Genomic DNA, 24,786 nt, shown 5'->3' with positions numbered 1-24,786 from the left:
CGCCCGTCCCGGTCCGCGCCAAGGCCGCGCCGGCCGCGCGCCCGGCCGCCAAGGCCCCGATCGCCAAGCAGGCGCCCAAGCCGGCCGCCCGCCCGCAGTTGGCCCCCGTGTTCGACGCGCCGCTCGACATGAACGAGATGGACGACGAGGACGTGGACGACTTCGCCGACACCGTTCCGGCCGGGCCGAAGGTGGCCGAGGTCAAGCTGCCCAAGAGCTCCGACCGCGAGCTGCGCGAAAACCAGGGCGCCTTCGAGTTCGTGCAGCAGGCAGGCTTCCACCTGCCCGAACTGAACATGCTGTCCCAACCCAAGGCCCGCCAGGCCGCTCACGACGAGGCGGCGCTGCGGCAGAACGCGCGCCTGCTGGAGAGCGTGCTGGCCGAGTTCGGCGTGCGCGGCCAGATCGACCAGATCCGCCCGGGCCCGGTGGTCACCCTCTACGAACTGGTCCCGGCCGCCGGCGTGAAGAGCGCCCGCGTCGTGGCCCTGGCCGACGACATCGCGCGTTCGATGAGCGCGCGCGCCTGCCGCGTGTCGGTCGTGCAGGGCCGCAACGCCATCGGCATCGAGCTGCCCAACCAGAAGCGCGACACCGTCTACCTGCGCGCCCTGCTGGCCTCGGCCGAGTACGAGAAGTCCGGCCACATCCTGCCCATGGCGCTGGGCGAGACCATCGGCGGCGAGCCCTACATCGCCGACCTGGCCAAGATGCCCCACCTGCTGATCGCCGGCACCACCGGCTCGGGCAAGTCGGTCGGCGTCAACGCCATGATCCTGTCGATCCTCTACCGCCTGCCGCCCGAGCAGTGCCGGTTCATCATGATCGACCCGAAGATGCTGGAACTGTCGGTCTACGACGGCATCCCGCACCTGCTCGCGCCCGTCGTGACCGACCCGAAGAAGGCGGTCGTGGCCCTGAAGTGGACCGTGCGCGAGATGGAGGACCGCTATCGGCGGATGTCCAAGATCGGCGTGCGCAACATCGCCTCCTACAACGAGCGCGCCCGCGAGGCCGCGGCCAAGGGCGAGCACTTCGAGCGCACGGTGCAGACCGGCTTCGACGACGCCGGCCGCCCGATCTTCGAAAGCGAGAAGATCCGCCCCGAGGCCATGCCCTACCTGGTCGTGGTGGTCGACGAAGTGGCCGACCTGATGATGGTCGCCGGCAAGGACATCGAAGGCGCGGTGCAGCGGCTGGCGCAAATGGCGCGCGCCGCCGGCATCCACCTGATCATGGCCACCCAGCGCCCGTCGGTGGACGTCATCACCGGCACCATCAAGGCCAACTTCCCGACCCGGATCAGCTTCCAGGTCACCTCCAAGATCGACAGCCGCACCATCCTGCAGGAGCAGGGCGCCGAGCAGCTGCTGGGCCAGGGCGACATGCTCTACATGGCCGGCGGCGGCCGCGTGACCCGTCTGCACGGCCCGTTCGTCTCGGACGGCGAGGTCGACGCGGTGGCCACCTTCCTGCGCGACCAGGGCGCCCCGCAATACCTGGAGGACGTCACCGCCGGCGGCGACGAAGACGGCGGCGGGGGCGGCGACGACTTCGGCGGCGAAGGCGGCTCGGGCGACGACCTGTACGACCGCGCCGTGGCCGTGGTCACCCGCGACCGCAAGGCCTCGACCTCTTACGTCCAGCGCCGCCTGCAGATCGGCTACAACCGCGCCGCCTCCCTGATCGAGCGCATGGAGCAGGAAGGCGTGGTCAGCCCCGCCAACCACGCCGGCAAGCGCGACGTCCTGGCCGGCCCGCCGCCGGCGGCGTGAGGCCACCAACGCCCGTCATCCCGGCCGTAGCGGAGCGCAGCTCCGCGAAGAGCCGGGACCCAGCAGGCGCGGCGCTGGTTGCAGTGCGGGCTTCGCGGCGTTCAGGTCGAGCTTGCTGGGTCCCGGCTCTCCCGCCCGCTTACGCGGGCGTCCGGCCGGGATGACGGATTGATCGCACTTCAATTTACCGCCGCGCCGGACCCGCACCGGCGCCGACGCCGTTCCTAGGCCGGAATCCAACTAGGAAAGGTGCGGCCATGGCGCGTCTCTGCCAGGTCTGCGGCGTCCGGCCGGCGACGGTCCAGGCGACGGTGGTGAGCGACGACGGTCGGGAGACCATCCAGCTCTGCGAGGTCGACTATGCGCGGCTGGCGCGCGAGCAGCGCTCCGCCTCGCCGCTGGAATCCCTGTTCGGCCGCCACCGCAGCATGTTCAACGACATGCTGGGCGACGACTTCTGGGGCGGGCGGATGAACTCCGCCTTCGGCGACCGCGGCCCCGAGTTCGACGGCGGCGATCCGGAGCCGCCGGGGCGCGTGGCCCGCGCGACGGCCCGTTCCGGCCCGGCCGAGAACCTCAGCCAGCACGCCCAGGAGATCCTGCAGGGCGCCGCCCGGCGCGCCCAGGAGCTGGGCCGGCGCGAGGTCGACACCGAGCACCTGCTGTCGGCCCTGACCGAGAGCGACGTCGTCCGCACCGTGCTGGAGCAGTTCAAGGTCTCGATCGACGACCTGCGCCGCCAGCTGGACGCCGCCTCGCCCAAGGGCAAGGCCGGCGAGGCGGCGGGCGAGGTCGGCGTGTCGCCGCGGGTGAAGAGCGCGCTCGCCCGCGCCTTCGCCGCCTCGCGCGAGCTGCGCCACTCCTATGTCGGGCCCGAGCACCTGCTGATCGGCCTGGCCGAGGAGGGCGAGGGCATCGCCGGCGAGATCCTGCGCGGCTACGGCCTGACGCCCCAGGCGCTGCGTCAGCAGGTGGTCAAGGTGGTCGGCGAGGGCGCCGAGGGCGGCCAGGTCGAGGCCCCGACCAACACGCCCAACCTCGACAAGGTCTCCCGCGACCTGACCAAGATGGCGCGCGAAGGCAAGCTGGACCCGGTGATCGGCCGCGCCCACGAGATCGAGACCACCATCGAGGTGCTGGCCCGGCGCAAGAAGAACAATCCCGTGCTGATCGGCGAGCCCGGGGTCGGCAAGACCGCCATCGTCGAGGGCCTGGCCCAGCGCATCATCGCCGGCGAGGTGCCGGAAAGCCTGCGCGACAAGCGGCTGGTCGAGCTGTCGGTCAATTCTCTGGTCGCGGGCTCGAAATACCGGGGCGAATTCGAGGAGCGCATCCAGCAGGTGATCGAGGAGGTGGCCGAGGCGAAGGACGACCTCATCCTGTTCATCGACGAGATCCACACCATCGTCGGCGCGGGCGCGGGCGGCGGCGAGGGCGGGCTGGACGCGGCCAACGTGTTCAAGCCGGCCCTGGCGCGCGGCGAGATGAACCTGATCGGCGCGACTACGCTCAACGAGTACCAGAAGTACATCGAGAAGGACGCGGCCCTGGAGCGGCGCTTCCAGCCGGTGTTCGTGCCCGAGCCCAGCGTCTCGCAGACCATCATGATCCTGCGCGGCCTGCGCGACACGCTGGAGGCCCACCACAAGGTGACCATCACCGACGAGGCGGTCATCGCCGCGGCCGAGCTGTCGGACCGCTACATCACCGGCCGCTTCCTGCCCGACAAGGCCATCGACCTGATCGACCAGGCGGCGGCCAGGGTGAAGATCTCCGCCACCGCGCGGCCCGTGGACGTGCAGGAGCTGGAGAGCGAGATCCGCCAGATCCGCCGCGAGCTGGACTACGCCCAGTCACGCAAGCAGGCCGACCGGGCAGGTGACCTGCAGGCCCAGCTCGACACGCGTTCGAAGGATCTGGAGCAGGCCGAGGAGCGCTGGCGGCGCGAGCGGGGCTCCGCCTCCACCGAGGTGAAGGCCGAGCACATCGCCCAGGTGGTCTCCAAGCTAACCGGCGTGCCGGTCAACGAGCTGACCGCCGAGGAGCGCCAGAAGCTGACCAGGATGGAAGAGCGGCTGGAGCAGCGGGTGGTCGGCCAGGACGAGGCGGTCAAGGCCGTCTCCGACGCCGTGCGCCTGGCCCGCGCGGGCCTGCGCGAGGGCCGTTCACCCATCGCCACCTTCCTGTTCCTGGGTCCGACGGGCGTGGGCAAGACCGAGCTGGCCAAGGCGCTGGCCGACACCGTCTTCGGCGACGAGGACGCCATGATCCGGCTGGACATGAGCGAATACATGGAGCGCCACGCGGTCGCCCGGCTGATCGGCGCGCCGCCAGGCTATGTCGGCTACGAAGAAGGCGGCCAGCTGACCGAGCGGGTGCGCCGGCGGCCCTACAGCGTCGTCCTGCTGGACGAGATCGAGAAGGCCCACCCGGACGTCTACAACGTGCTGCTGCAGGTGTTCGACGACGGCCGCCTGACCGACGGCAAGGGCCGGGTGGTGGACTTCACCAACACCATCGTCATCGCCACCTCGAACCTCGGCTCGGACATCATCCAGCGCTCCTTGCGCACCCGCGGCACGGCCGAGGAGGATCCGGCCCGACTGAAGCGTGAGCTGATGGACGTGCTGCGCGGCCACTTCCGGCCGGAGTTCATCAACCGCATCGACGAGATCATCGTCTTCCACGCGCTGGGCAAGCCGGAGATCCGCCAGATCGTCGAGCTGCAGCTGGAGCGGGTGAAGCGCACCGCCCACGGCCAGGGCGTGGAGCTGACCTTCGACGACACCCTGGTCGAACACCTGGCCGCCGCCGGTTTCAAGCCGGAGTTCGGCGCGCGCGAGCTGCGCCGGCTGATCCGCTCGGAGATCGAGACCAAGCTGGCCACGGCCATGCTGGGCGACGAGGTGAAGGAAGGCGATCGGGTGCGGATCCGCTGGGACCTGGCCAGGCAGCAGGTGGTGCTGGAGCCCTCCCCCGCCGGCAAGCCGGCCAAGGCCGAGGACCGCGGCAAGGCCCCGCGCGAACGCGCCACCTTCGCCAAGGAGGCCGCCGAAGCCGGTGAAGAGGCCGCGCCGGCGCCCGAAAAGCGGCCGCCCGAGGAACGCCGCCCGCCCGCCTGACCTCGCGAAGCCCGTCCCGAAGGCCTATCTGGGTCCGACCCCCATGGGCCGTTCGGGGCGGCGACGCTTGGAACTCCTTTCCTGAACAGGCCTTCATCCCAGCGCCGCACAATGGCCGGGGTGGCGTCATAGCGCCGCCCACTGGACGTGCTTCGCTGCATCCGGTTCAAGGAGGAGACCATGAAGACGAGAACCGCCCTTCTGGCCTCGATCGCCGCTCTCGGCGCCGCGGCCGTTCCGCTGACGGCCTCGCTGGCCGCCCCCGCGCGCGCCCAGGCCGCTCAAGCCGCTCCACTGAGCGCCGAGGACAAGGCCCTGGTCGACAAGGCCGCCGCCTACCTGCAGCAGCTGGACGCCGCCAAGGGCCGGTTCGTCCAGACCGACGCGCGCGGCGCCCGCTCGGAAGGCGACTTCTGGCTGAAGCGCCCCGGCAAGGTCCGCTTCGCCTACGACAAGGGCCTGCTGGTCGTGTCCGACGGCTTCAACGTCAACATCCACGACCCGCGCCTGAAGACCTTCGACCGCTATCCGCTGTCGGCCACGCCGCTGCAGGTGTTCCTGGCCAAGCAGATCCGCCTGGACAAGGGCGTGAAGGTCGACCGCGTGACCAAGACCGCCGACGGTTTCCAGATCACCGCCCGCGACGCCAAGCGCCCTGGCGACGGCTCCATCACCCTGGCCTTCATCGACGGCCCGAACATGCGGCTGAAGGAGTGGACGGTGGCCGACGCGCAGGGCCAGCGCACCCGCGTGCAGCTGACCACGCTGGAGCCGACCTCGGGCCTGAACAACGATCTGTTCGTGCTGCGCGACCCGTCGCGCAACGCCGGGCGCTCGTGAGCCAGCTGTGGCGTACACGCTACACGCAAGCGTGAAGCGAATTATTAATTGACAATTTTCGTCCACGTGGCATTTTGACCACAGAGACCGGCGGCGGCCGGTTTCTCCCGTGCCGGACCCCATCCCCTCCCGGCGGCGGCGTGAGAGACGATCCCTTCCCAGACCCGGCTCCCCTCGAGCCGGGTCTTTTTTATTCCCGTCTCGTGGCCCGGCTCCCCTCGAGCCGGGTCTTTTTTATGCCCGACCGACCGGGCACATGAGGACCATGCGCCTCCGACTCGCCACCTGGAACGTCAACTCCGTCCGCCTGCGCGCCGAACAGGTCGCGCGCTTCGTCGACGAACATGCGCTGGACGTCCTGTGCCTGCAGGAAATCAAGTGCCGCGACGGGGAGTTCCCCACCAACGCCTTCGTCGACGCCGGCCTGCCCTACGTGCGGGTGAAGGGCCAGAAGGGCTCGCACGGGGTGGCCATCGCCTCGCGCCTGCCGATCGAGGACGCGCCGCCGCTCGACGTCTGCCGCGAGGGCCACGCCCGCGCCGTCTCGGCCGTGGTGGCCGGGATCGAGATCCAGAACTTCTACATCCCCGCCGGCGGCGACGTGCCGGACCGCACGGTGAACCCCAAGTTCGACCACAAGCTGGACTTCTACGAGCGCCTCACCGCCGAGATGAGCCGCCGCGACCCGAATGCGCCGCTGGTCATCGCCGGCGACCTGAACATCGCGCCGGGCGAAAACGACGTCTGGAGCCACAAGCAGATGTCGCGGATCGTCAGCCACACGCCGGTGGAGGTCGAGGCCATGCGCGCCCTGCAGGCCTCGCTCGGCTTCATCGACCTGGCCCGCGAGGCGATCCCGGAGCCGCACAAGCTGTTCAGCTGGTGGAGCTACCGCGCCGCCGACTTCCGCAAGTCCAACCGCGGCCTGCGCCTGGACCACCTGTGGGTGACGCCCGGCCTGCGCGACGCGGCCTTCCGCATGGGCGCGGCCTCCTGCCGGGTGCACGACGACGTCCGCGCCTGGGAACGGCCCAGCGACCACGCGCCGGTGACGGCGGATTTGTATCTGTAATCAAAGACCGTCATCCCGGCCGCAGCGCAGCGAAGAGCCGGGACCCAGCAAGCGCGCCGCTGGTTGCAGCGCGCCTGTCGCAGCGTTCCCGTCGAGCTTGCTGGGTCCCGGATAGCCGCTTTGCGGCTTCCGGGATGACGATCGGAATTACGGCTGCAGCCGGTAGCCGCCCGCTTCCGTCAGCAGCAGCCGCGCCGAGCTCGGCTCCGGCTCGATCTTCTGGCGCAGGCGGTAGACGTGGGTTTCCAGCGTGTGGGTGGTGACCCCGGCGTTGTAGCCCCAGACCTCGGTCAGCAGCTCCTCGCGCGACACGGGCTTGGCGCCCGAGCGGTAGAGGTACTTGAGGATGTTGGTCTCTTTTTCCGTCAGCCGGATCTTCTTCTGCTTGGCGTCGATCAGCAGCTTGGCGGCCGGGCGGAACTCGTATGGCCCGATGCGGAACACCGCGTCCTCGGACTGCTCATGGCTGCGCAGGTGGGCGCGGATGCGGGCCAGCAGCACGGCGAAGCGGAAGGGCTTGGTGACGTAGTCGTTGGCCCCGGCGTCCAGCCCCAGGATGGTGTCCGAATCGGTCGAGGCGCCGGTCAGCATGATGATCGGCGTGCGCACCCCGGCCTTGCGCAGCAGCCGGCAGGCCTCGCGCCCGTCCATGTCGGGCAGGTCGACGTCCAGCAGAATCAGGTCCGCCTTCAGCTCCTTGCCCATGCGCACGCCCTCAGTGGCGGTCGGGGCCTGGGCGGCGCGGAATTCCTCGTGCAGCTCCAGCTGCTCGGCGAGCGCTTCGCGCAGGTCGGTGTCGTCGTCGACGACCAGAATGGTCTTGGGTTGAGCCATGGTCCGGAACATGCACCGCTCCGTCCGACCGCGTCAAAGGATCGAACGCCGTTTCGGGGACGAGACGGCGCAAGCGCCGCCCTACCTTGACCGAGGTAGGGCGTGATCGGCCTGAAACAAGTCGTGAAGTGCTTTTACCAGGCCCCGACGTTGGGCATCGACGCCCAGGGCTCGGCGGGCGCCTTGCGCGGGCCCTTCTGCAGCAGCTCGACCGAGATGCCGTCCGGCGAGCGGACGAAGGCCATGTTGCCGTCGCGCGGCGGGCGGTTGATCACGACGCCGCCCTCCATCAGCCGCTGGCAGGCGGCGTAGATGTCGTCGACCTCGAAGGCCAGGTGGCCGAAGTTGCGGCCGCCCGCATAATCCTCGGTGTCCCAGTTGTAGGTCAGCTCGACCAGCGGCGCGCCGCGCTGGCCGCCGACCTGGGCGCCCTCGGCGTCCTCCGGCGCGGCCAGGAACACCAGGGTGAAGCGGCCTTGCGGGTACTCGTCGCGCTTCACCTCGACCAGGCCGAGCTTGGCGCACCAGAAATCCAGCGCCGCGTCCAGGTCGCGCACGCGCACCATGGTGTGCAGGTAGCGCATGATCAGTGACCGTCGCCCGAGCCGCGCGGCGCGGGGCTGTGGTAGTCGCCATGGCCTTCGTCGTGGGCCAGCACGAAGCGGCGGTCGCAGTAGCCGCACTCGACGAAATCGTCTTCGCCCATGTCCATGTAGACCAGCGGATGGCCCAGCGGACCGCCGCCGCCGTCGCAGGCGACGCGCTTGGCGCGGACCACGATCTCTTCGGGAGGAGCGGACAGGGTCGGATCTTGCGACATGGGACACTCTCACGGCCGCGGTCTTGGCGCGGCGCATCGGGCGGCATACCTATGCGCCGCTTCGTTTCGCGTCAATTTCGGCGAGCCCCTTCAGGGCGGTTCGCTCAGAGCTGGATCGCCCATGGACCTGCCCGAACACGCGCTGGACATCTCCGGCCTGGTGAAGACCTACCCGGCCGGCAAGACCACGCCGGAGAAGAAGGCCCTGAAGGGCGTCGACCTGGTCGTGCGCCGGGGCTCCATGTTCGGCCTGCTGGGTCCCAACGGGGCCGGCAAATCCACCTTGATCAACGTTCTCGCCGGCCTGACCCGCAAGACCTCGGGCTCGGTGAAGATCTGGGGCCGCGACATCGACGAGCGCCCGCGCGACGCCCGCGCCGCCCTGGGCGTCGTGCCCCAGGAACTGGCCGCCGACGTGTTCTTCACCCCCAAGGAATCGCTGGAGGTCCAGGCCGGCCTCTACGGCGTGCCGAAGAACGAGCGCCGCACTGGCGAGCTGCTCGAGGCGCTGGGCCTGTCGGACAAGGCCAACGCCTACGTGCGCCAGCTGTCGGGCGGCATGAAGCGGCGGCTGATGGTCGCCAAGGCCTTGGTGCACCAGCCCCCGGTGCTGATCCTCGACGAGCCGACCGCGGGCGTGGACGTCGAGCTGCGCCGACAGCTGTGGACCTACGTGCGCAAGCTGAACGCCGAGGGCGTCACCATCGTGCTGACCACCCACTACCTCGAGGAAGCGCAGGAGCTCTGCGACACCATCGCCATCATCAACCGGGGCGAGGTGGTGGCCTGCGAGCCGACCGGCCAGCTGCTGCAGCGGATGGACACCCGCAACGTGGTGATCACCCCGGCCGAGCCGCTGGGCGTCGCGCCGTCCCTGCAGGGGTTCGAGACCAAGTTGCGCTCGGGCGGGGCCTTCTCGGTCACCTACCGCACCGGCCAGTCCAGCGTGGAGCAGGTGCTGGCGGCGGTGCGCGCCTCGGGCCTGCACATCAAGGACCTCGCCACCGAGGATCCGGACCTGGAAGACGTGTTCCTGGCCCTGACCTACGGCGACCCGAACGCTGGCGACCCGACGAAGGATTGAGCTTCGGCGCGGTTTCCGTTAGAGGTCCCGCTCCCGAAAGACGCACCCGTAGCTCAGCTGGATAGAGCGTTGCCCTCCGAAGGCAAAGGTCACACGTTCGAATCGTGTCGGGTGCGCCATTTACCGCCGGCCCAAGGCCCGGCGACGTCTTTCCGCCAGCCCTGAAAATGCGAAAGGGCGAGGCCCGGACCGCGCTCTAGCGGCGGCAACGGGCCCACACTTTGAGAGGGGCGGTAATGGCGTCACGCATCGCCATCGTGGGCGGCGGGTTCAGCGGGACGGCGCTCGCCGTGCAGCTGCTCCAGCGTCGTCCCGAGTGCGAGGTGGTGCTGATCGAGCGCTCCGGCCGGTTCGGCCAGGGCCTGGCCTATTCCACCGATTGCGACGCCCACGTGCTGAACGTCCGCGCCGAGCGGATGAGCGCGGTGCGCGATCACCCCGACCACTTCACCCGCTGGCTGGCCGACACCGGCCGCGCCGCCGACCCCGACCGTTTCGTCCAGCGCCGCGAGTACGGCCGCTACGTCGCAGACTGGCTGGCCGAGGCCGAGCGGGACGCGCCCGGTCGGCTGACGCGCGTCGAGGCGGAGGTCGTGAACCTGGGACGTGACGCCGGCGGCTGGACCCTGGCCCTGGCCGACGGCACGGCGCTGGGCGCCGACGCGGTGGCCCTGGCGCTCGGCAACTTCGCCCCCCTGACCCCGGAGGTCGACGGGCTCGGCCCCAAGACCCCGGCCTATGTCGCCGATCCCTGGGCGCCGGGCGTGCTGGACGGCCTCGCGCCCGACGCCGAGGTGCTGCTGGTCGGCGCCGGCCTGACCATGGTCGACGTGCTGCTCAAGCTGGAGCGGACCGGCTGGCGCGGCCATGCGCTGGCGGTGTCGCGCCACGGCCTGCTGCCCCACTCGCACGACGCCCATCAGATCCACGTGCACGCGCCCCCGCCGCCGCAAGCGCGCCTGTCCGCCGCGCTGCGCGACTTCCGCCGGCGCGCCGCCGAGCGGCCGTGGGGCGAGCTGATGGACGAACTGCGCCCGCACGTGCAGGCGATGTGGACGCGGCTGAGCGAGGCCGAGCGCGGCCGCTTCCTGCGCCACCTGCGCCCCTGGTGGGACGTGCATCGTCACCGGCTGGCCCCCGAGGTCGCCGCCCATGTCGAGGAACTGCTCGCGGACGGACGGCTGGAGGTCGCGGCCGGGCGGCTGGCCAGGGTCTCGACCGACGACGGACGCGTGAGCGTCGAGTGGCGGCCGCGCGGCGAGCGGACCTTCCGCCGCTCCGCCGTCGACCTGGTGGTCAACTGCACCGGCCCGGCCTTCGACCTGACCCGCGCCCGCGATCCGCTGGTCCGGGCCCTGCTGGCCGGCGGCCTTGTGCGCCCGGACCGGCTGAAGACCGGCTTCGACGTCGACCTGAACGGCCGCCCGCTGGACGCCGCCGGCCGCCCGACGCCCGGGCTCTACGCCGTGGGCCCGCTGACCCGCGCGGCCTTCTGGGAGATCGTCGCGGTGCCGGACATCCGCAGCCAGGCGGCGACGCTTGCCGACCTGATGATCGAAGCCCCGGCGACTGCCGAAGGCTGACCTCGAAGGCTGACGTCGCGGCGCCTTGCCCGGCCGGCTACGTACCGCCTAGCTTGCCCGCCCGAACCGAAGGAGCCTTCCCATGTCCCGACCCCGCATCGGCGCCGACGCGGCGCTGGCCGAACTTTCCGGCTGGTCGAAGGCGGAGGGGCCGCGCGACGCGATCTTCCGGCGCTTCGTGTTCAAGGACTTCAACCAGGCGTTCGGGTTCATGACCCGCGTCGCCCTGCTGGCCGACAAGATGGACCATCACCCGGAGTGGTCGAACGTCTACAACCGGGTCGAGGTGCTGCTGACCACCCACGACGCCGACGGCGTCACCGAGCTCGACCTGAAGATGGCCCGCTTCATGGATGAAGCCGCCTCTGGCCTGGGGGTCTGAGCATGACGGGACGTGTCGACGGCAAGAAGGCCCTGATCACCGGCGCGGCCGGCGGGCTGGGCGAGGCGATGGCGCGCATGATGGCGCGCGAGGGCGCCAAGCTGGCCCTGACCGACATCGACGGCGCGCGCGCCGAGGCGCTGGCCGCCTCGATCAACGCCGAGCGCCCGGGCACGGCCTTCGCCTACGCCCACGACGTCACCGACGAGGCCCAGTGGGCCGACGTGGTCGACCGCGCGGCGGCCGACATGGGCGGGTTGTCGGTGCTGGTCCACAACGCCGGCATCGGCGGGACCCTGTCGCCGATCGAGACCTGCGAGCTGGAGAACTGGCGCAAGGTGATCGCGGTCAACACCGACTCGGTGTTCCTCGGCACCAAGCACGCCATGAAGCACCTGCGCCAGAACCAGCCGGGCGCCATCGTGGTGATTTCCTCGATCGCCGGCCTGCTGGCCGCGCCGGGCATGGGCGCCTACAACGCCGCCAAGGCCGGAGCCTGGATGGTGTCCAAGACCATCGCCCTGGAGTGCGCCAAGCAAGGGATCGACGTGCGCTGCAACTCGGTGCACCCGGCCTTCATCAAGACGCCGATCCTGGACCCGTTCATCGCCATGGCCGGCGGCGACGAGGCGGCCGGCCACGCGAAACTGGCCCGCGGCATCCCGCTGGGCCGGGTCGGCGATCCCGACGACGTCGCCTACGCGGTGCTCTACCTGGCCTCCGACGAGAGCCGCTTCGTCACCGGAATCGAGCTGAAGATCGACGGCGGCCTGTCGGCGCAGTAGCGGACGAGCAGATCTCCCCCCGAGCGGCAGCGCTGGGGGGAGCAGGCGGCGAAGCCGCCGTGGGGGGCTCCAGCGGGGTGCGCGGGCTCCGTCGCGCCAAGGCGAGCCCCCTCCACCGCCTTCGGCGGTCCCCCTCCCCCACCGCTTCGCTCGGGGGAGGATCTTTACGTCAGCAGGGCCCGCAGCACGCCGTCCAGCACCAGCCGGCCGGCCCGGGTGGCGGCCAGGCGTTCGTCGCCGGGGGCCAGCAGGCCGTGGCCCTGCAGGTCGCGCACCCGCTCTGCGTCGGGGGACAGGTCCAGGGCGGCGAGTTCGGCCCAGGCCACGCCCTCGTCGATGCGCAGGCCCAGCATCACGCGTTCCTCGGCCGCCTCCACGGGTGAAAGCGCCTCGGCGGTGTCCAGGCCCACGCCCTCCGTCTCGACCCGCTTGAGGAACTCGCCGATCGCCGGCGCGCCGCGGGTGGCCGTGCGCGCGCCGCCCAGCACCACGCGGCCATGGGCGCCCGGACCGACGCCCAGGTATTCGGCGCCGCGCCAGATCGCCAGGTTGTGAGCCGAGCGGGCGGCCAGGCCGCGAGCGTGGTTCGACACCTCGTAGGCCTCGAAGCCCGCGCCCTCCAGCACGCTCTGGGCGGTCTCGAACAGCTCGGCGGCGGCGTCCTCCACTGGCGGGGCGAAGCGGCCGCGCGACACGGCGCGGTCGAAGGCGGTGCCGGCCTCGATGGTCAGCTGGTAGGGCGAGACGTGCTCGGGGCCGAGGTCCAGCGCCGCCTCCAGCTCGCGCGTCCAGTCGGCCGTGCTCTGGCCGGGCCGCGCGTAGATCATGTCGATCGACAGCCGCGGGAAGGCCTCGCGCGCGGCCAGGGCGGCCCGGCGCGCCTCAGCCGCGTCGTGGTTGCGGCCCAGGAACTTCAGGGCCTCGTCGTCCAGCGACTGCAGGCCCAGCGACAGGCGCTGCACGCCTGCCTCCGCAAAGCCGCGGAAGCGCTCGGCTTCGGCGTCCGTGGGGTTGGCCTCCAGCGTGATCTCCAGGTCCGGCCCGGTCTCGAACAGGGCCCTGGCCTCGTCGACGATCCGCGCCGCCCAGGCCGGGTCCATCAGCGAGGGCGTGCCGCCGCCGAAGAACACCGAGCCCAGCCGCCGCGGGCCCAGGCGCGCGGCCTGGGTCCGCAGGTCCTGAACCAGAGCGTCGGCCAGGGCCTGCGCCTCCGCCTCGCGGCCGCGCGCGCGCACCACGTTGAAGTCGCAGTACGGGCAGATACGGGCGCAGTAGGGCCAGTGGACGTAGAGGGCGAGCGGGGACACGTCTGCGGTGGGGTCAGTCGTCGAACAGGGCGGCCTTGAGCTTTTCGAAGGCGAGGAAGCGATGGCTGATCGCGTCCTTCGCCGCGGGCTCCATCTCGCCGAAGGTGGTGTCGTGGCCCTCGGGGCGGAAGATCGGGTCGTAGCCGAAGCCCTTTTCGCCGCGACCCGGGAAGACCAACGTCCCCTCGACCCGGCCCTCGACCGCCACCACCGGCCCGTCCGGCCAGGCCACCGCCAGCGCGCAGGTGAACCAGGCGAAGCGGTCCTGGGCGTGCTGCTCGTCCAACCGCTCCTCGACCTTGCGCATGGCCACGCCGAAGTCCTTGGCCGGCCCGGCCCAGCGCGCCGAGAAGATGCCCGGCGCGCCGTCCAGCGCCCGCACCGACAGGCCGGAGTCGTCGGCCAGGGCCGGCAGGCCCGAGGCGTCGGCCGCCTTGCGCGCCTTCAGCACCGCGTTGCCGATGAAGGTCGTCTCGGTCTCGTCGGGCTCCGGCAGGCCCAGGGCGCCGGCCGCGACCACGTCGAAGCGGCCGTCCAGCAGGGCGGCGATTTCCTTCGCCTTGCCGGGATTGTGGGTGGCGGCGACCAGGCGCGCGCCGCGGGGAAGGATCAGGGTCATGGGGTTCACCTTACGTCGGTTTAATGCATTGCAAAAGTTTAATATCGTTTTTCGATAATTCCATTTGATCGATAGTCGGCATGGTCGTATTGATAATCAGCAAGAACGGAGCTGCACCGTTCTGCAGGTGCGAAAAATGACACCCAGTTAATGTTGCAGCGCACAACGAGCTTCGCACGCTCAGGACGACCAACGGAGACACGACCATGACCGCTCTTCCGACCACCACCCTGTTCGACCGCTTCGGCAGCACCATCGTCATCGCCGCCATGCTGGCCGCCTTGCCGGTCGCCCTCTTCTCGATCGTGGCCCAAGCGTTTTGATCCTGACGGAATTCGGCGCATTGTCGCCGAGCCGCGGCACGGCCGGGCCGCGGACGGCTGAAGGGGCTCCCAGGGGGGCGGAGCCCACAGAGCCTTCCCGTTTCGAATAGCGCATTCGAACCGGGAAGGCTCTGCTATTTGAAGAGCGCGACGGTCGCCGAAGCCGGCGTAACCGGAGAATGCTCTAGGGGGGCGTATCGCATGCGGGCCATGGGTCCCGGCTCGGTGTCGAGCCTGCTGAAAGTCGCGCTCGACGTGGTCCACGTGGTGTTGTGGATCGCCATCGGCGGCCTCCTCCTGATCACCATCGCCTCGCTGATCGTGCCCCTGCCCGGCGAATGGACCGCCGACCTGGGCGAAGGCGCCGGCGTCGAGCTGACGCCGCTGAAGATCGCCCCGATATTCGCCGGCGCGGCGGGCTACACCGCCATCCTGCTGTTCGTGGTCCGCCAGCTGCGCCGGGTGTTCGCCACCCTGACCGCCGGCGACCCGTTCCACCCCGACAATTTCTCGCGGCTGCGTCTGATCGGCGCGGGCCTCGCCGCGCTGGAAATCGCCAACATGCTTTCGCCGGTGGGCCTGGCGTGGCTGCTGGGCGCCTCCACCCAGGAGGGGCGCGGCATCGATCTCACCGCATGGTTTTCGGTTCTCGTCGTCTTCGTGCTAGCGGAAGTTTTCCGCGAAGGCGCACGACTGCGCCGCGAAGCCGAACTGACGATCTGACCCGCCCATGCCCATCCGCGTACAATTGGATCGCGTGCTGCTCGACCGGCGCATGTCGCTGACCGAGCTGGCCGACCGGGTCGGGGTCACCCTGGCCAACCTGTCGATCCTGAAGACCGGCAAGGCCCGGGCCATGCGCTTCTCGACGCTGGACGCCCTGTGCCGCGAGCTGAACTGCCAGCCCGGCGACATCCTGGTGTTCGAACCCGGGCCGCCCGACGCCGACGAGGGCGAGGCGGAGTAGCGACTCTCCTCCCCTGCGCAGCGGGGGAGGGGGACCACGCGAAGCGTGGTGGAGGGGGCGAACCGCGCCCCCAGCGCTTTCAAGTTTGGTTCTGAGGGACCTTAGCCGACCGCGCGCGGCCGCTCGCCCCCTCCACCGCCCTTCGGGCGGTCCCCCTCCCCCGTTCGCTTCGCTCACAGGGGAGGAGACGACGCACTCACCCGCCGACCGCGGCCCGCTGCATGGCGAACAGCTGCTCGCAGCCCAGGCCGGCCAGGCCGAACAGGGCGTCGAACTCGGCGCGCGAGAAGCCGCGCTTCTCGCCGGTGGCCTGGATCTCGACGATGTCGCCCTTGCCGGTGAGCACGAAGTTGGAATCCGCCTCGGCCGAGGAATCCTCCTCGTAGTCGAGGTCCAGCACCGGCACGTTCTCGTAGACGCCGCACGACACCGCCGCGACCTGGTCGACGATCGGGTCGCGGGCCAGCACGCCCTCCTCGCGCAGCCAGCGGCAGGCCTGGGCCAGCGCCACCCAGGCGCCGGTGATGGCGGCGGTGCGGGTGCCGCCGTCGGCCTGGATCACATCGCAGTCCAGCGTGACCTGGCGGTCGCCCAGCGCGCGCAGATCGACGACCGCGCGCATGGAGCGGCCGATCAGGCGCTGGATCTCCTGGGTGCGGCCCGACTGCTTGCCCTGGGCGGCCTCGCGGCGGCCGCGGGTGTGGGTGGCGCGCGGCAGCATGCCGTACTCGGCCGTGACCCAGCCCTGGCCCTTGCCACGCAGCCAGGAGGGCACGCCCTCCTCGACCGTGGCGGTGACCAGCACGCGGGTGTGGCCGAACGAGACCAGGCAGGAGCCCTCGGCGTAGCGGTTGACGCCGGTCTCCAGGGTCACGGGGCGAAGAACGTCGGGGGCGCGGCCGGACGGGCGCATGCGGGCTAGCTCCAGGAACTCGAGGGCGCGGCTTGCGCGCGAGGCCCCGCCGCTTATCCTGAAACGACACTGATCGCCACGTCCGAAGCACGATGTCCCCGATCTTCCCCCCGTCCGGCGTCCCGCCCCGCTCGGCCAGCCTGAGCGAACTGGACGACCGCGCGCGCGACATCTTCCGCCGGGTGGTGGAGACCTATCTGGAGACCGGCGAGCCGGTCGGCTCGCGCACCGTGTCCAAGGGCGGGGTGCAGCTGTCGCCGGCCTCGATCCGCAACACCATGCAGGACCTGGCCCAGATGGGCCTGCTGTCGGCCCCGCACTCCAGCGCCGGGCGCATGCCCACCCACGCGGGCCTGCGGCTGTTCGTCGACGGCCTGCTGGAGATCGGCGACCTGGGCGAAGACGAGCGGCGCGAGATCGAGGCCCGCCTGGCCGGGCGGGGCCGCAACTTCCAGGAGGCGCTGGACGAGGCCACCGCCATGCTGTCCGGCCTGGCCGGCGGCGCGGGCGTGGTGGTCACGCCGATCCGCGACGCAGGCGTCAAGCACGTCGAATTCGTGCCGCTGGCCCCCGACCAGGCCCTGGCGGTCGTGGTGTTCGAGGACGGCGTGGTCGAGAACCGGCTGATGCGGCTGGCGCCGGGGATCACGCCCTCGACCCTGCAGGAGGCCTCCAACTTCCTGAACGCCAAGCTGCGCGGGCGCACCCTGGCCGAGGCCAAGGCGGAGATGCGCACCGAACTGGAGGCCGCGCGCCGCCAGCTGGACGAGACCGCCGCGCGCCTGGTCGAGGACGGCCTGGCCGCCTGGTCCGGCGGCGAGGAGGCCAGCCGGGCCCTGATCGTGCGCGGCCGCGCCAACCTGCTGGACGACCGCGCCGCGCTGGAAGACCTGGAAAAGGTGCGCATGCTGTTCGACGACCTCGAACAGAAGGGCCAGCTGATCGGCCTGCTGGACGACGTGCGCGAGGCCCAGGGCGTGCGCATCTTTATCGGGGCGGAAACACGGCTGTTTTCGCTTTCGGGTTCCGCTGTGATCGCGGCGCCCTATATGACGGGCCGACAGAAGGTGGTGGGCGCGATCGGCGTGATCGGACCTGCTCGCCTGAACTACGCCCGGGTTATTCCGTTGGTGGATTACACCGCACGCGTCCTGGGCCGCATGTTGGACGGCTGAGTTCTCAAGAGCGACATGACTGAAATCATCAAGCGCGACGATCACGCAGACGCGAACCCCGAGACCGAGACCCTGCTGGAGGCGGCCGAGGAGGTGATCGCGCGGCTCGAGGCCGAGGTGGCGGAGTGGAAGGACCACGCCATGCGCTCCGCGGCCGAGACCGAGAACATCCGGCGCCGCTCCGAGCGCGAGATGAACGACGCGCGCGCCTACGCCATCAGCCGCTTCGCCAAGGACCTGCTGGGCGTTTCCGACAACCTCGGCCGGGCGCTGCAGCATGCGCCGCGCGACCACGCCGACCCGGTGGTGAACAACCTGGTGCTGGGCGTGGACATGACCGAGAAGGAGCTGCTGGGCGCCTTCGAGCGTAACGGTCTGAAGCGCGTGGACCCGGGCAAGGGCGACAAGTTCGACCCGCACATGCACCAGGCCATGATGGAGCAGCCCTCCGACGAGGTCGCGGCCGGCACGGTCCTGCAGGTGCTGCAGCCGGGCTACGAGCTGTTCGGCCGCATCGTCCGCCCGGCCATGGTGGTGGTCGCCGCCAAGTCCGGCGGCAAGTCGGCCGGCGCGCCCTACGCCGGCGCCGACGCGGCCGCCGGCGGCTCGCTCGACACCAAGGCCTGACGGCGCTCGACCCGCCCCCAGGCGCGTTCATGGATGGCGAAGGCGGCGGTCTGCACGATCGGTTCGATCAGGCCGACCGCCAGCGCCACCCGCCAGTCGCGGGTCAGCGCGTAGGCGACCGTGACCGCCACGGTCAGGTGCATGCAGCCATAGGTCAGGGTCTTGAGGGCGAAGCGCACGGCCGGCTCCAGTTGCGAATTGTTCGCAACTGAGATGGGGCACGCGCGCCGGGGTTCAACCCGCCGGGTTCACCGGCCTGACGTCAGGACAGGAAGCGCGCCATGCTCCGCTTGACGCATTCCTCGTCGAACATGTGGCCGCCGTTGAACTCGTAGAAGTCGACGTCGCAGCCGTCGGCCTTCAGTTGCGCGGCCATGGACTTGGCGTTGGCGAAGTTCGCGCCCGGGTCCCGCGTGCCGTGGGTGAAGAACACCCGCGGATTGCCGAACGAGCCCGGCGCGTAATAGCGGATCGCCGAGAAGGCGAAGATGTCGCTGAAGAAGTCGCCGTTCACCAGGCCGGTCGACAGGGCGTAGGACGCCCCGTCCGAGAAGCCGGCCACGCCGATGTGCTTCGGATCGACCACGAAGCGCTGGAAGATTGCGTCCATCGCCCGGTCGATGAACACCGCGTCCGGGCCGATCGGGCCCTTGTCGAACGCCCAGGTGAAGTCGCGCGACTGTGGCGCCATCAGCAGCACCTTGCGGCGGCTGACCGCGCGCTTCCACTCGCCCATCACTTCGTTGGCGAGCTGGCTCTTGCCGTGCAGCATGATGATCAGCGGCGCGGGCTTGGTCGGATCCAGCCCGGGCGGCACGAACAGGTGCGCGTCGCGCTCGGCGAGGCCGAGCTTGTGGAAGCCCGGGCCCAGCGGCGGCAAAGGCGGGTGCGCCAGCGGCCGCGCCTGATAGCGCCCGGTCGCCGCCACCAGCGGCCCGCCGACGGCGTTCGCAGCCTGAGGCGCGCCCTGGGGCGCGGTCTGGGGCGCGGTCTGGGGCGCGCTTTGGGGCGCGCTTTGGGCGGACGCTCCGCCGGCCCAGGCGGCCAATCCGCCGGCAAGTCCCCCGGCCAACACTTCGCGACGATGCATGCTCATGGGTCTGTCCTCCCCCGTGCACACCTAGCGCCCCGGACCGGGCCGCCGACCTCACGCTTGCGACGAACCCGGCCGCGCGAGCGACCGGGTCCGCTGGATCACAGGTACTTGCCGAACCAAGCCAGCAGGCGCTTCCAGCCGTCCTCGGCCGCGGCCTGGTCGTAGCTCTGACGGTAGTCGGCGTGGAAGCCGTGCTTGGCCTCCGGGTAGACGACGATCTCGTCGCGCTTCTCGCCCGCCGCCTTCAGGGCCGCGCGCATGGCCTCGACGTCGGTGAGCGGAATGCCCTGGTCCTGGCCGGCGTAGAGGCCCAGCACCGGCGCGTGCAGCTGCTTGACCACGTCCAGCGGCCACTGGCGCGCCTCGTCGCCCAGGAAGGCGCCGGCCTTGGGCTTGGCGAGGCGGCCGTACCAGGCGACCCCGGCCTTCACCTCCGGGACTTCGGCGGCGGCCATCCAGGTCACCGCGCCGCCCCAGCAGAAGCCGGTCACGCCGATGCGCTTGATGTCGGCGAACTTCGGCTTGCCCAGGCCCTTGCGCGGCTGGCCCAGGTCCGGATTGGTCTTCAGCCAGGCGACGGTCGCCTTGATGTCGCCCATCACCTGGGCGTTGGTGGCGGTGGCCACGATCTTGCGGATCTCGTCCTGATCGGTCAGCGGGGCCGGATCACCGGCGCGCGCGAAGAAGGCGGGCGCGATCGCCACGTAGCCGGCCTTGGCCAGGCGACGGGCGGTGTCGCGGATGTACTCGTGCACGCCGAAGATTTCGGAGACCACGATCACCACCGGCCGCTTCTTGGCGTCGGCGGGCATGGCGACATAGGCCGGCAGGTCGAAGCCGTTCGACGGGATGGTCACCTCGCGGGTGAACAGGCCCTCGGTGCTGGTGGTGATGGTCTCGGCCCGGGCCGGTCCGCCGCCCAGCGCATAGCCGGCGAACATCATGAGGCCCGCCAGAGCGCGGCGCGTCGGCTTGAAATCGGCATCGGTCGCCCCCTCCGGGCGCGGCAGGTGAACCATGGCGCTACTCCCCCCTAGAGCCTTCCGCTTCGGACGAAATCATCCGAACGGACAGGAAGGCTCCGAATTCCTAGAGCTGGCGCGCGATGGTCGCCGAAACCGGCGTCTGCTTTCGGCGATCGCGCTCCCGTCGGAGGGCATAATGGCGAAGCTGGGCCGCGCGTCCAGCCCGCACGACGGCGGTACGCCAGAGCGCGTTCCGCAAAAGTGGACCCGGTTTTGCGGTCAGAACGCGCTCAAGCCGGATCGGCCGGGGCCGCGCGTCGCAGGGTGAGGTTCAGCCGGCCCCCGCCCGGGACGAGGGTGGACGAACCGCCCAGCACCCGGTCGACGCCGTGCCGCGCCAGCCGCGCCTCGCCGCCCAGCACGCAGAGGTCGCCGGATTCCAGGCGCACGGTGGCGGTCGAACCGCCTCCGGCCGGGCCGATGCGGAACACCGCCGTGTCGCCCAGCGAGACCGACACCACCGGCTGGCCGAAGTCCGCCTCGTCGCGGTCCTGGTGCAGGCCCATCTTCGCGCCCTCCCGGTAGAGATTGACCAGGCAGGCGTCCGGAGCGGCGTCGCTCCCGCCGTAGCGGCGCCACAGCTCGAGCAGGACCGCCGGCATGTCCGGCCACGGCCGCCCTGATTCAGGGTGCAGCGGCTGGTAGCGGTAGCCGCCGCGGTCCGACACCCACCCCAGCGGCCCTAAATTCGTCATCTCCACCGAGAAGGGTTTTCCCGTCCGCGTCACCGGCCGGAAGAACGGCGCGGCCTCGACCCGGGCCATGACCTCGGCGACCAGCGCCGCCTGGGCGTCGCGGTCCAGCGCCCCGCGATGGAGCTGAAATCCCGGCAGATTCGGAAGGCCGATCATCCGCTGAGGGTGTCGGCCAAAGCCGCCCCGGCGTCCAGCGGCGGGCGCGGCCGGCGGGCGTCCGCGCCCCTTGCGACCGGGAGTCGCGCCGATCGTCCCTGCTCGCGGTGGGGATGTTCCTCTTGCGCACCCCCCGCTTCTCCCCATATCGACCGGCGAAGGCGAAAGCTCACAGAGCCGTGAGCTAAGCCGTAACCATTTGGTTTCAACGTGAGAAACAAGGGGACGGGCGTGCGCGGCGCTTACAGCGAGGCCGCCGAACCGTCCGCCTAACGGAGCGTCAGACAGGACCCATGAGCAAGATCATCGGCATCGACCTCGGCACCACGAACTCGTGCGTCGCCATCATGGACGGCAAAACGCCGAAGGTTATCGAGAACGCCGAAGGCTCGCGCACCACTCCGTCCGTCGTCGCCATCATGGACGACGGCGAGCGTCTGGTCGGCCAGCCGGCCAAGCGCCAGGCGGTCACCAACCCGTCCAACACCCTTTTCGCCATCAAGCGCCTGATCGGCCGCTCGTGGAACGACCCGATGGTCGAGAAGGACAAGGGCATGGTGCCCTACGAGATCGTCAAGGGCCCGACCGGCGACGCCTGGGTGCGCGCGCACGGCAAGGATTATTCGCCCCAGCAGGTCTCCGCCTTCACCCTTCAGAAGATGAAGGAGGCCGCCGAGGCCCACCTCGGCGAAAAGGTCGAAAAGGCGGTCATCACCGTCCCGGCCTACTTCAACGACGCCCAGCGCCAGGCCACCAAGGACGCCGGCAAGATCGCCGGCCTGGAAGTCCTGCGCATCATCAACGAACCGACCGCCGCGGCGCTCGCCTACGGGCTTGAGAAGAACGAAGGCAAGAAGATCGCCGTCTACGACCTGGGCGGCGGCACCTTCGACGTCTCCGTGCTGGAGATCGGCGACGGCGTGTTCGAGGTGAAGGCCACCAACGGCGACACCTTCCTCGGCGGCGAGGACTTCGACCTGCGCATCGTCGACTACCTGGCCGAAGAGTTCAAAAAGGAACAGGGCGTCGACCTGCGCAAGGACAAGCTGGCCCTGCAGCGCCTGAAGGAAGAGGCCGAAAAGGCCAAGAAGGAGCTGTCGTCGACCGCCCAGTACGACGTCAACCTGCCCTTCATCAGCATGAACGCGTCGGGTCCGCTGCACCTGACCCTGAAGCTGACCCGCGCCAAGCTGGAGAGCCTGGTCGAGGACCTGATCGCCAAGACCATCGGTCCGTGCGAGCAGGCCCTGAAGGACGCCGGCTACAAGAAGAGCGACATCGACGAGGTCATCCTGGTCGGCGGCATGACCCGCATGCCCAAGGTCCAGGAAGCCGTGCAGGCCTTCTTCGGCCGCGAGCCGCACAAGGGCGTGAACCCGGACGAAGTGGTGGCGCTGGGCGCCGCCGTGCAGGCCGGCGTGCTGCAGGGCGACGTCAAGGACGTGCTGCTGCTGGACGTGACCCCGCTGACCCTGGGCATCGAAACCCTGGGCGGCGTGTTCACCCCGCTGATCGAGCGCAACACCACCATCCCGACCAAGCGCAGCCAGGTGTTCTCCACCGCCGACGACAACCAGTCGGCCGTGACCATCCGGGTGTTCCAGGGCGAGCGCCCGATGGCCCAGGACAACAAGCTGCTCGGCCAGTTCGACCTGGTCGGCATCCCGCCGGCCCCGCGCGGCGTGCCGCAGGTCGAGGTGACCTTCGACATCGACGCCAACGGCATCGTGCACGTCACCGCGCGCGACAAGGCGACCGCGAAGGAACAGTCGATCCGCATCCAGGCCAACGGCGGCCTGTCGGACGCCGACATCGAGAAGATGGTCAAGGACGCCGAGGCCCACGCCGGCGAGGACAAGAAGCGCAAGGAGCTGGTCGAGGCCCGCAACAGCGGCGACGCCCTGGTCCACCAGTCCGAAAAGGCGCTGGCCGAGCACGGCGACAAGGTTCCGGCCGCCGACAAGTCGGGGATCGAGACCGCCCTGGCCGACCTGAAGTCCGCCCTCGAGGGTGAAGACGTCGAGGCCATCAAGGCCAAGACCCAGACCCTGGTGCAGGCCTCGATGAAGCTCGGCGAAGCCATGTACCAGTCCCAGCAGGGCGCCACCGAAGAAGGCGGCGCCTCGGACACGGCCTCGGAGGAAGGCGTCGTCGACGCCGAGTTCGAGGAAGTCGACGACGATCAGGCCAAGCGCGCGTGATGAAATGTCCTCGCCCCGGATCGGCCGGAAACGGCTATCCGGGGCGGGTAGCACTTGCTGGGGCGGCCTAGATGGCGCGTGATTACTACGAAGTCCTGGGTGTCCAGCGCGGCGCGGACGCGGCCGAGATCAAGGCCGCCTTCCGCAAGCTGGCGATGGAACACCATCCGGACCGCAACGGCGGCTGCGAGCAGGCGACCGGGCGGTTCAAGGAAGTCAACGAGGCCTATTCGGTCCTCTCCGATCCGGACAAGCGGGCGGCCTACGACCGCTTCGGCCACGCCGGCCTCGGCGGCGGCGGCGGAGCCGGCTTCGGCGCCGGCCAGCGCGGCTTCCAGGACGTCAACGACATCTTCTCGGAGGTGTTCGGCGACGTGTTCGGCGAAATGTTCGCCCAGGGGCGCCGCGGCTCGACCGGCCCGGTGCGCGGGGCCGACATCCGCCACGACCTTGAGATCAGCCTGGAGCAGGCCTACCGCGGGGCCGACGTCGAGATCGTCACCCCGACCACGGCCTCCTGCGACGTCTGCGAAGGCACCGGCGCCAAGCCCGGCACCTCGCCGTCGGTCTGCGGCACCTGCGGCGGCGCCGGCCGCGTGCGGGCCGCCAACGGCTTCTTCGCGGTCGAGCGCACCTGCCCGCGCTGCGGCGGCGGCGGCCGCGTGGTCTCCGACCCGTGCGTCAAGTGTCACGGCCAGGGCCAGGTGCGGCGCGAACGCAAGCTGCAGGTCCGCATCCCGGCCGGCGTCGACGACGGCGCGCGAATCCGCCTCGCCGGCGAAGGCGACGCGGGCCAGCGCGGCGGCCCGCGCGGCGACCTCTACATCTTCCTGTCGGTGAAGCCGCACGAGCTGTTCGAACGCGACAGCCTGGACCTGCTCTGCTCGGTGCCGGTGCCGATGTGCACCGCGGCGCTGGGCGGCGAGATCGAGGCCCCGTGCCTGACCAGCGAGGCCTGCGACGGCCAGTGCAAGGTCACCGTCAAGGTGCCGGAAGGCGCCCAGACCGGCCGCACCGTGCGGATCAAGGGCAAGGGCATGCCCTCGCTCAACGGCCGCCAGCGCGGCGACCTGGTGGTGGAGCTGTTCGTCGAGACCCCGACCAACCTCACCCCCCGCCAGAAGGAGCTGATGCGCGAGCTGGCCGGCAGCTGCAGCGACAAGCAGCACCCCAAGCACGCCGGCTTCTTCAAGAAGGCCAAGCGGTTCTGGACCGACCTGACCACCGGTCAGGAAGACGAACCGGTCGCTTAACTCTCCTCCCCTGCGAAGCGGGGGAGGGGGACCACGAAGTGGTGGAGGGGGCGAACCGGTGCACGCCGGTTCGCCTTTTTCTTTGCCTTGGCGCCCGGCGAGCGCGGTGCGCCCGTTCGCCCCCTCCACCAC

General features: G+C 70.5%; 24 protein-coding genes and 1 tRNA gene. 15 read left to right on the top strand and 10 right to left on the bottom strand.

Features of this window, described 5'->3' with window-relative positions:
• From G3573_RS08930 to G3573_RS08915, 4 genes are all read left to right on the top strand, one after another.
• Positions 1–1,775: DNA translocase FtsK (locus G3573_RS08930; RefSeq protein WP_163260740.1), on the top strand; the 1,775-nt coding region annotated here is incomplete at its 5' end.
• 257 nt (positions 1,776–2,032) lie between these two features.
• Positions 2,033–4,897 carry an AAA family ATPase gene (locus G3573_RS08925; protein ID WP_163260739.1) on the top strand — a complete coding sequence of 955 codons (2,865 nt, stop codon included), beginning with the start codon at positions 2,033–2,035 and terminating at the stop codon, positions 4,895–4,897.
• A gap of 180 nt (positions 4,898–5,077) precedes the next feature.
• A complete protein-coding gene (locus tag G3573_RS08920; RefSeq protein ID WP_163260738.1) occupies positions 5,078–5,737 on the top strand; it encodes an outer-membrane lipoprotein carrier protein LolA in 660 nt (219 codons plus the stop codon).
• Between the two features lie 265 nt (positions 5,738–6,002).
• Positions 6,003–6,809: an exodeoxyribonuclease III gene (locus G3573_RS08915; RefSeq protein ID WP_163260737.1), complete on the top strand. Its 807-nt coding sequence runs from the start codon at positions 6,003–6,005 to the stop codon at positions 6,807–6,809.
• Positions 6,810–6,956: 147 nt separating this feature from the next.
• Here the strand turns inward: G3573_RS08915 and G3573_RS08910 are convergent, their stop codons facing one another.
• The 3 genes from G3573_RS08910 to G3573_RS08900 form a co-directional block, all read right to left on the bottom strand.
• Positions 6,957–7,643, bottom strand: a complete 687-nt coding sequence (locus tag G3573_RS08910) for a response regulator transcription factor (protein WP_163260741.1) — start codon at positions 7,641–7,643, stop codon at positions 6,957–6,959.
• A gap of 134 nt (positions 7,644–7,777) precedes the next feature.
• Positions 7,778–8,227 carry a VOC family protein gene (locus G3573_RS08905; protein ID WP_163260736.1) on the bottom strand — a complete coding sequence of 150 codons (450 nt, stop codon included), beginning with the start codon at positions 8,225–8,227 and terminating at the stop codon, positions 7,778–7,780.
• A gap of 2 nt (positions 8,228–8,229) precedes the next feature.
• The gene (locus tag G3573_RS08900; RefSeq protein WP_163260735.1) at positions 8,230–8,463 is read right to left on the bottom strand and encodes a zinc-finger domain-containing protein; all 234 of its coding nucleotides are present in this window, start codon (positions 8,461–8,463) and stop codon (positions 8,230–8,232) included.
• A 121-nt stretch (positions 8,464–8,584) separates the two neighbouring features.
• Between G3573_RS08900 and G3573_RS08895 the strand changes: the two genes are divergently transcribed.
• From G3573_RS08895 to G3573_RS08875, 5 genes are all read left to right on the top strand, one after another.
• The gene (locus G3573_RS08895; RefSeq protein WP_163260734.1) at positions 8,585–9,547 is read left to right on the top strand and encodes an ABC transporter ATP-binding protein; all 963 of its coding nucleotides are present in this window, start codon (positions 8,585–8,587) and stop codon (positions 9,545–9,547) included.
• A 42-nt stretch (positions 9,548–9,589) separates the two neighbouring features.
• Positions 9,590–9,666 (top strand) — tRNA-Arg (locus G3573_RS08890).
• A 117-nt stretch (positions 9,667–9,783) separates the two neighbouring features.
• On the top strand, positions 9,784–11,130 hold the full coding sequence (locus G3573_RS08885; protein ID WP_163260733.1) for an FAD/NAD(P)-binding protein: 1,347 nt from the start codon (positions 9,784–9,786) through the stop codon (positions 11,128–11,130).
• Between the two features lie 82 nt (positions 11,131–11,212).
• Positions 11,213–11,512: a 4a-hydroxytetrahydrobiopterin dehydratase gene (locus tag G3573_RS08880; protein ID WP_163260732.1), complete on the top strand. Its 300-nt coding sequence runs from the start codon at positions 11,213–11,215 to the stop codon at positions 11,510–11,512.
• A 2-nt stretch (positions 11,513–11,514) separates the two neighbouring features.
• On the top strand, positions 11,515–12,297 hold the full coding sequence (locus G3573_RS08875) for an SDR family oxidoreductase (RefSeq protein WP_163260731.1): 783 nt from the start codon (positions 11,515–11,517) through the stop codon (positions 12,295–12,297).
• Positions 12,298–12,461: 164 nt separating this feature from the next.
• On the opposite strand, the gene hemW is transcribed toward G3573_RS08875, so the two are convergent.
• The gene (gene hemW / locus G3573_RS08870; protein WP_163260730.1) at positions 12,462–13,604 is read right to left on the bottom strand and encodes a radical SAM family heme chaperone HemW; all 1,143 of its coding nucleotides are present in this window, start codon (positions 13,602–13,604) and stop codon (positions 12,462–12,464) included.
• 13 nt (positions 13,605–13,617) lie between these two features.
• Entirely contained in the window at positions 13,618–14,223 is a 606-nt protein-coding gene (gene rdgB / locus G3573_RS08865; protein ID WP_163260729.1) for an RdgB/HAM1 family non-canonical purine NTP pyrophosphatase, read from the bottom strand.
• 524 nt (positions 14,224–14,747) lie between these two features.
• On the opposite strand from rdgB, the gene G3573_RS08860 reads away from it, so the two are divergent.
• Together G3573_RS08860 and G3573_RS08855 are read left to right on the top strand one after the other, a co-directional pair.
• Positions 14,748–15,269 (top strand): DUF2975 domain-containing protein, encoded by a 522-nt coding sequence (locus tag G3573_RS08860; protein ID WP_163260728.1) that lies wholly within the window; start codon positions 14,748–14,750, stop codon positions 15,267–15,269.
• 7 nt (positions 15,270–15,276) lie between these two features.
• A complete protein-coding gene (locus tag G3573_RS08855) occupies positions 15,277–15,513 on the top strand; it encodes a helix-turn-helix transcriptional regulator (protein ID WP_163260727.1) in 237 nt (78 codons plus the stop codon).
• Positions 15,514–15,709: 196 nt separating this feature from the next.
• Here the strand turns inward: G3573_RS08855 and rph are convergent, their stop codons facing one another.
• A complete protein-coding gene (gene rph, locus G3573_RS08850; RefSeq protein WP_163260726.1) occupies positions 15,710–16,426 on the bottom strand; it encodes a ribonuclease PH in 717 nt (238 codons plus the stop codon).
• Positions 16,427–16,518: 92 nt separating this feature from the next.
• Between rph and hrcA the strand changes: the two genes are divergently transcribed.
• Together hrcA and grpE are read left to right on the top strand one after the other, a co-directional pair.
• Positions 16,519–17,601, top strand: coding sequence for a heat-inducible transcriptional repressor HrcA (hrcA, locus tag G3573_RS08845; protein WP_163260725.1), 1,083 nt, complete (start codon positions 16,519–16,521; stop codon positions 17,599–17,601).
• A 15-nt stretch (positions 17,602–17,616) separates the two neighbouring features.
• Entirely contained in the window at positions 17,617–18,228 is a 612-nt protein-coding gene (gene grpE / locus G3573_RS08840; protein WP_163260724.1) for a nucleotide exchange factor GrpE, read from the top strand.
• On the opposite strand, the gene G3573_RS08835 is transcribed toward grpE, so the two are convergent.
• From G3573_RS08835 to G3573_RS08820, 4 genes are all read right to left on the bottom strand, one after another.
• A complete protein-coding gene (locus G3573_RS08835) occupies positions 18,177–18,407 on the bottom strand; it encodes a DUF2061 domain-containing protein (RefSeq protein WP_163260723.1) in 231 nt (76 codons plus the stop codon). The two genes, grpE and G3573_RS08835, sit on opposite strands and share 52 nt — an antisense overlap.
• An 83-nt stretch (positions 18,408–18,490) precedes the next feature.
• Entirely contained in the window at positions 18,491–19,324 is an 834-nt protein-coding gene (locus tag G3573_RS08830) for an esterase (protein ID WP_163260722.1), read from the bottom strand.
• Positions 19,325–19,422: 98 nt separating this feature from the next.
• Positions 19,423–20,343 carry a dienelactone hydrolase family protein gene (locus G3573_RS08825; RefSeq protein WP_163260721.1) on the bottom strand — a complete coding sequence of 307 codons (921 nt, stop codon included), beginning with the start codon at positions 20,341–20,343 and terminating at the stop codon, positions 19,423–19,425.
• Between the two features lie 236 nt (positions 20,344–20,579).
• Positions 20,580–21,200: an alpha-ketoglutarate-dependent dioxygenase AlkB gene (locus G3573_RS08820; protein ID WP_163260720.1), complete on the bottom strand. Its 621-nt coding sequence runs from the start codon at positions 21,198–21,200 to the stop codon at positions 20,580–20,582.
• Between the two features lie 293 nt (positions 21,201–21,493).
• Here G3573_RS08820 and dnaK point away from each other — a divergent pair, with 293 nt between their 5' ends.
• The gene (dnaK, locus tag G3573_RS08815; RefSeq protein WP_163260719.1) at positions 21,494–23,401 is read left to right on the top strand and encodes a molecular chaperone DnaK; all 1,908 of its coding nucleotides are present in this window, start codon (positions 21,494–21,496) and stop codon (positions 23,399–23,401) included.
• Positions 23,402–23,472: 71 nt separating this feature from the next.
• On the top strand, positions 23,473–24,654 hold the full coding sequence (gene dnaJ / locus G3573_RS08810) for a molecular chaperone DnaJ (RefSeq protein ID WP_163260718.1): 1,182 nt from the start codon (positions 23,473–23,475) through the stop codon (positions 24,652–24,654).
• Positions 24,655–24,786 lie beyond the last annotated feature (132 nt).

It is taken from the genome of Caulobacter sp. 17J65-9, assembly GCF_010975005.1.
GTDB lineage: Bacteria > Pseudomonadota > Alphaproteobacteria > Caulobacterales > Caulobacteraceae > 17J80-11.
Note: the sequence above shows the minus strand (reverse complement) of the source record. Positions and strands in the feature narration are given on the sequence as shown.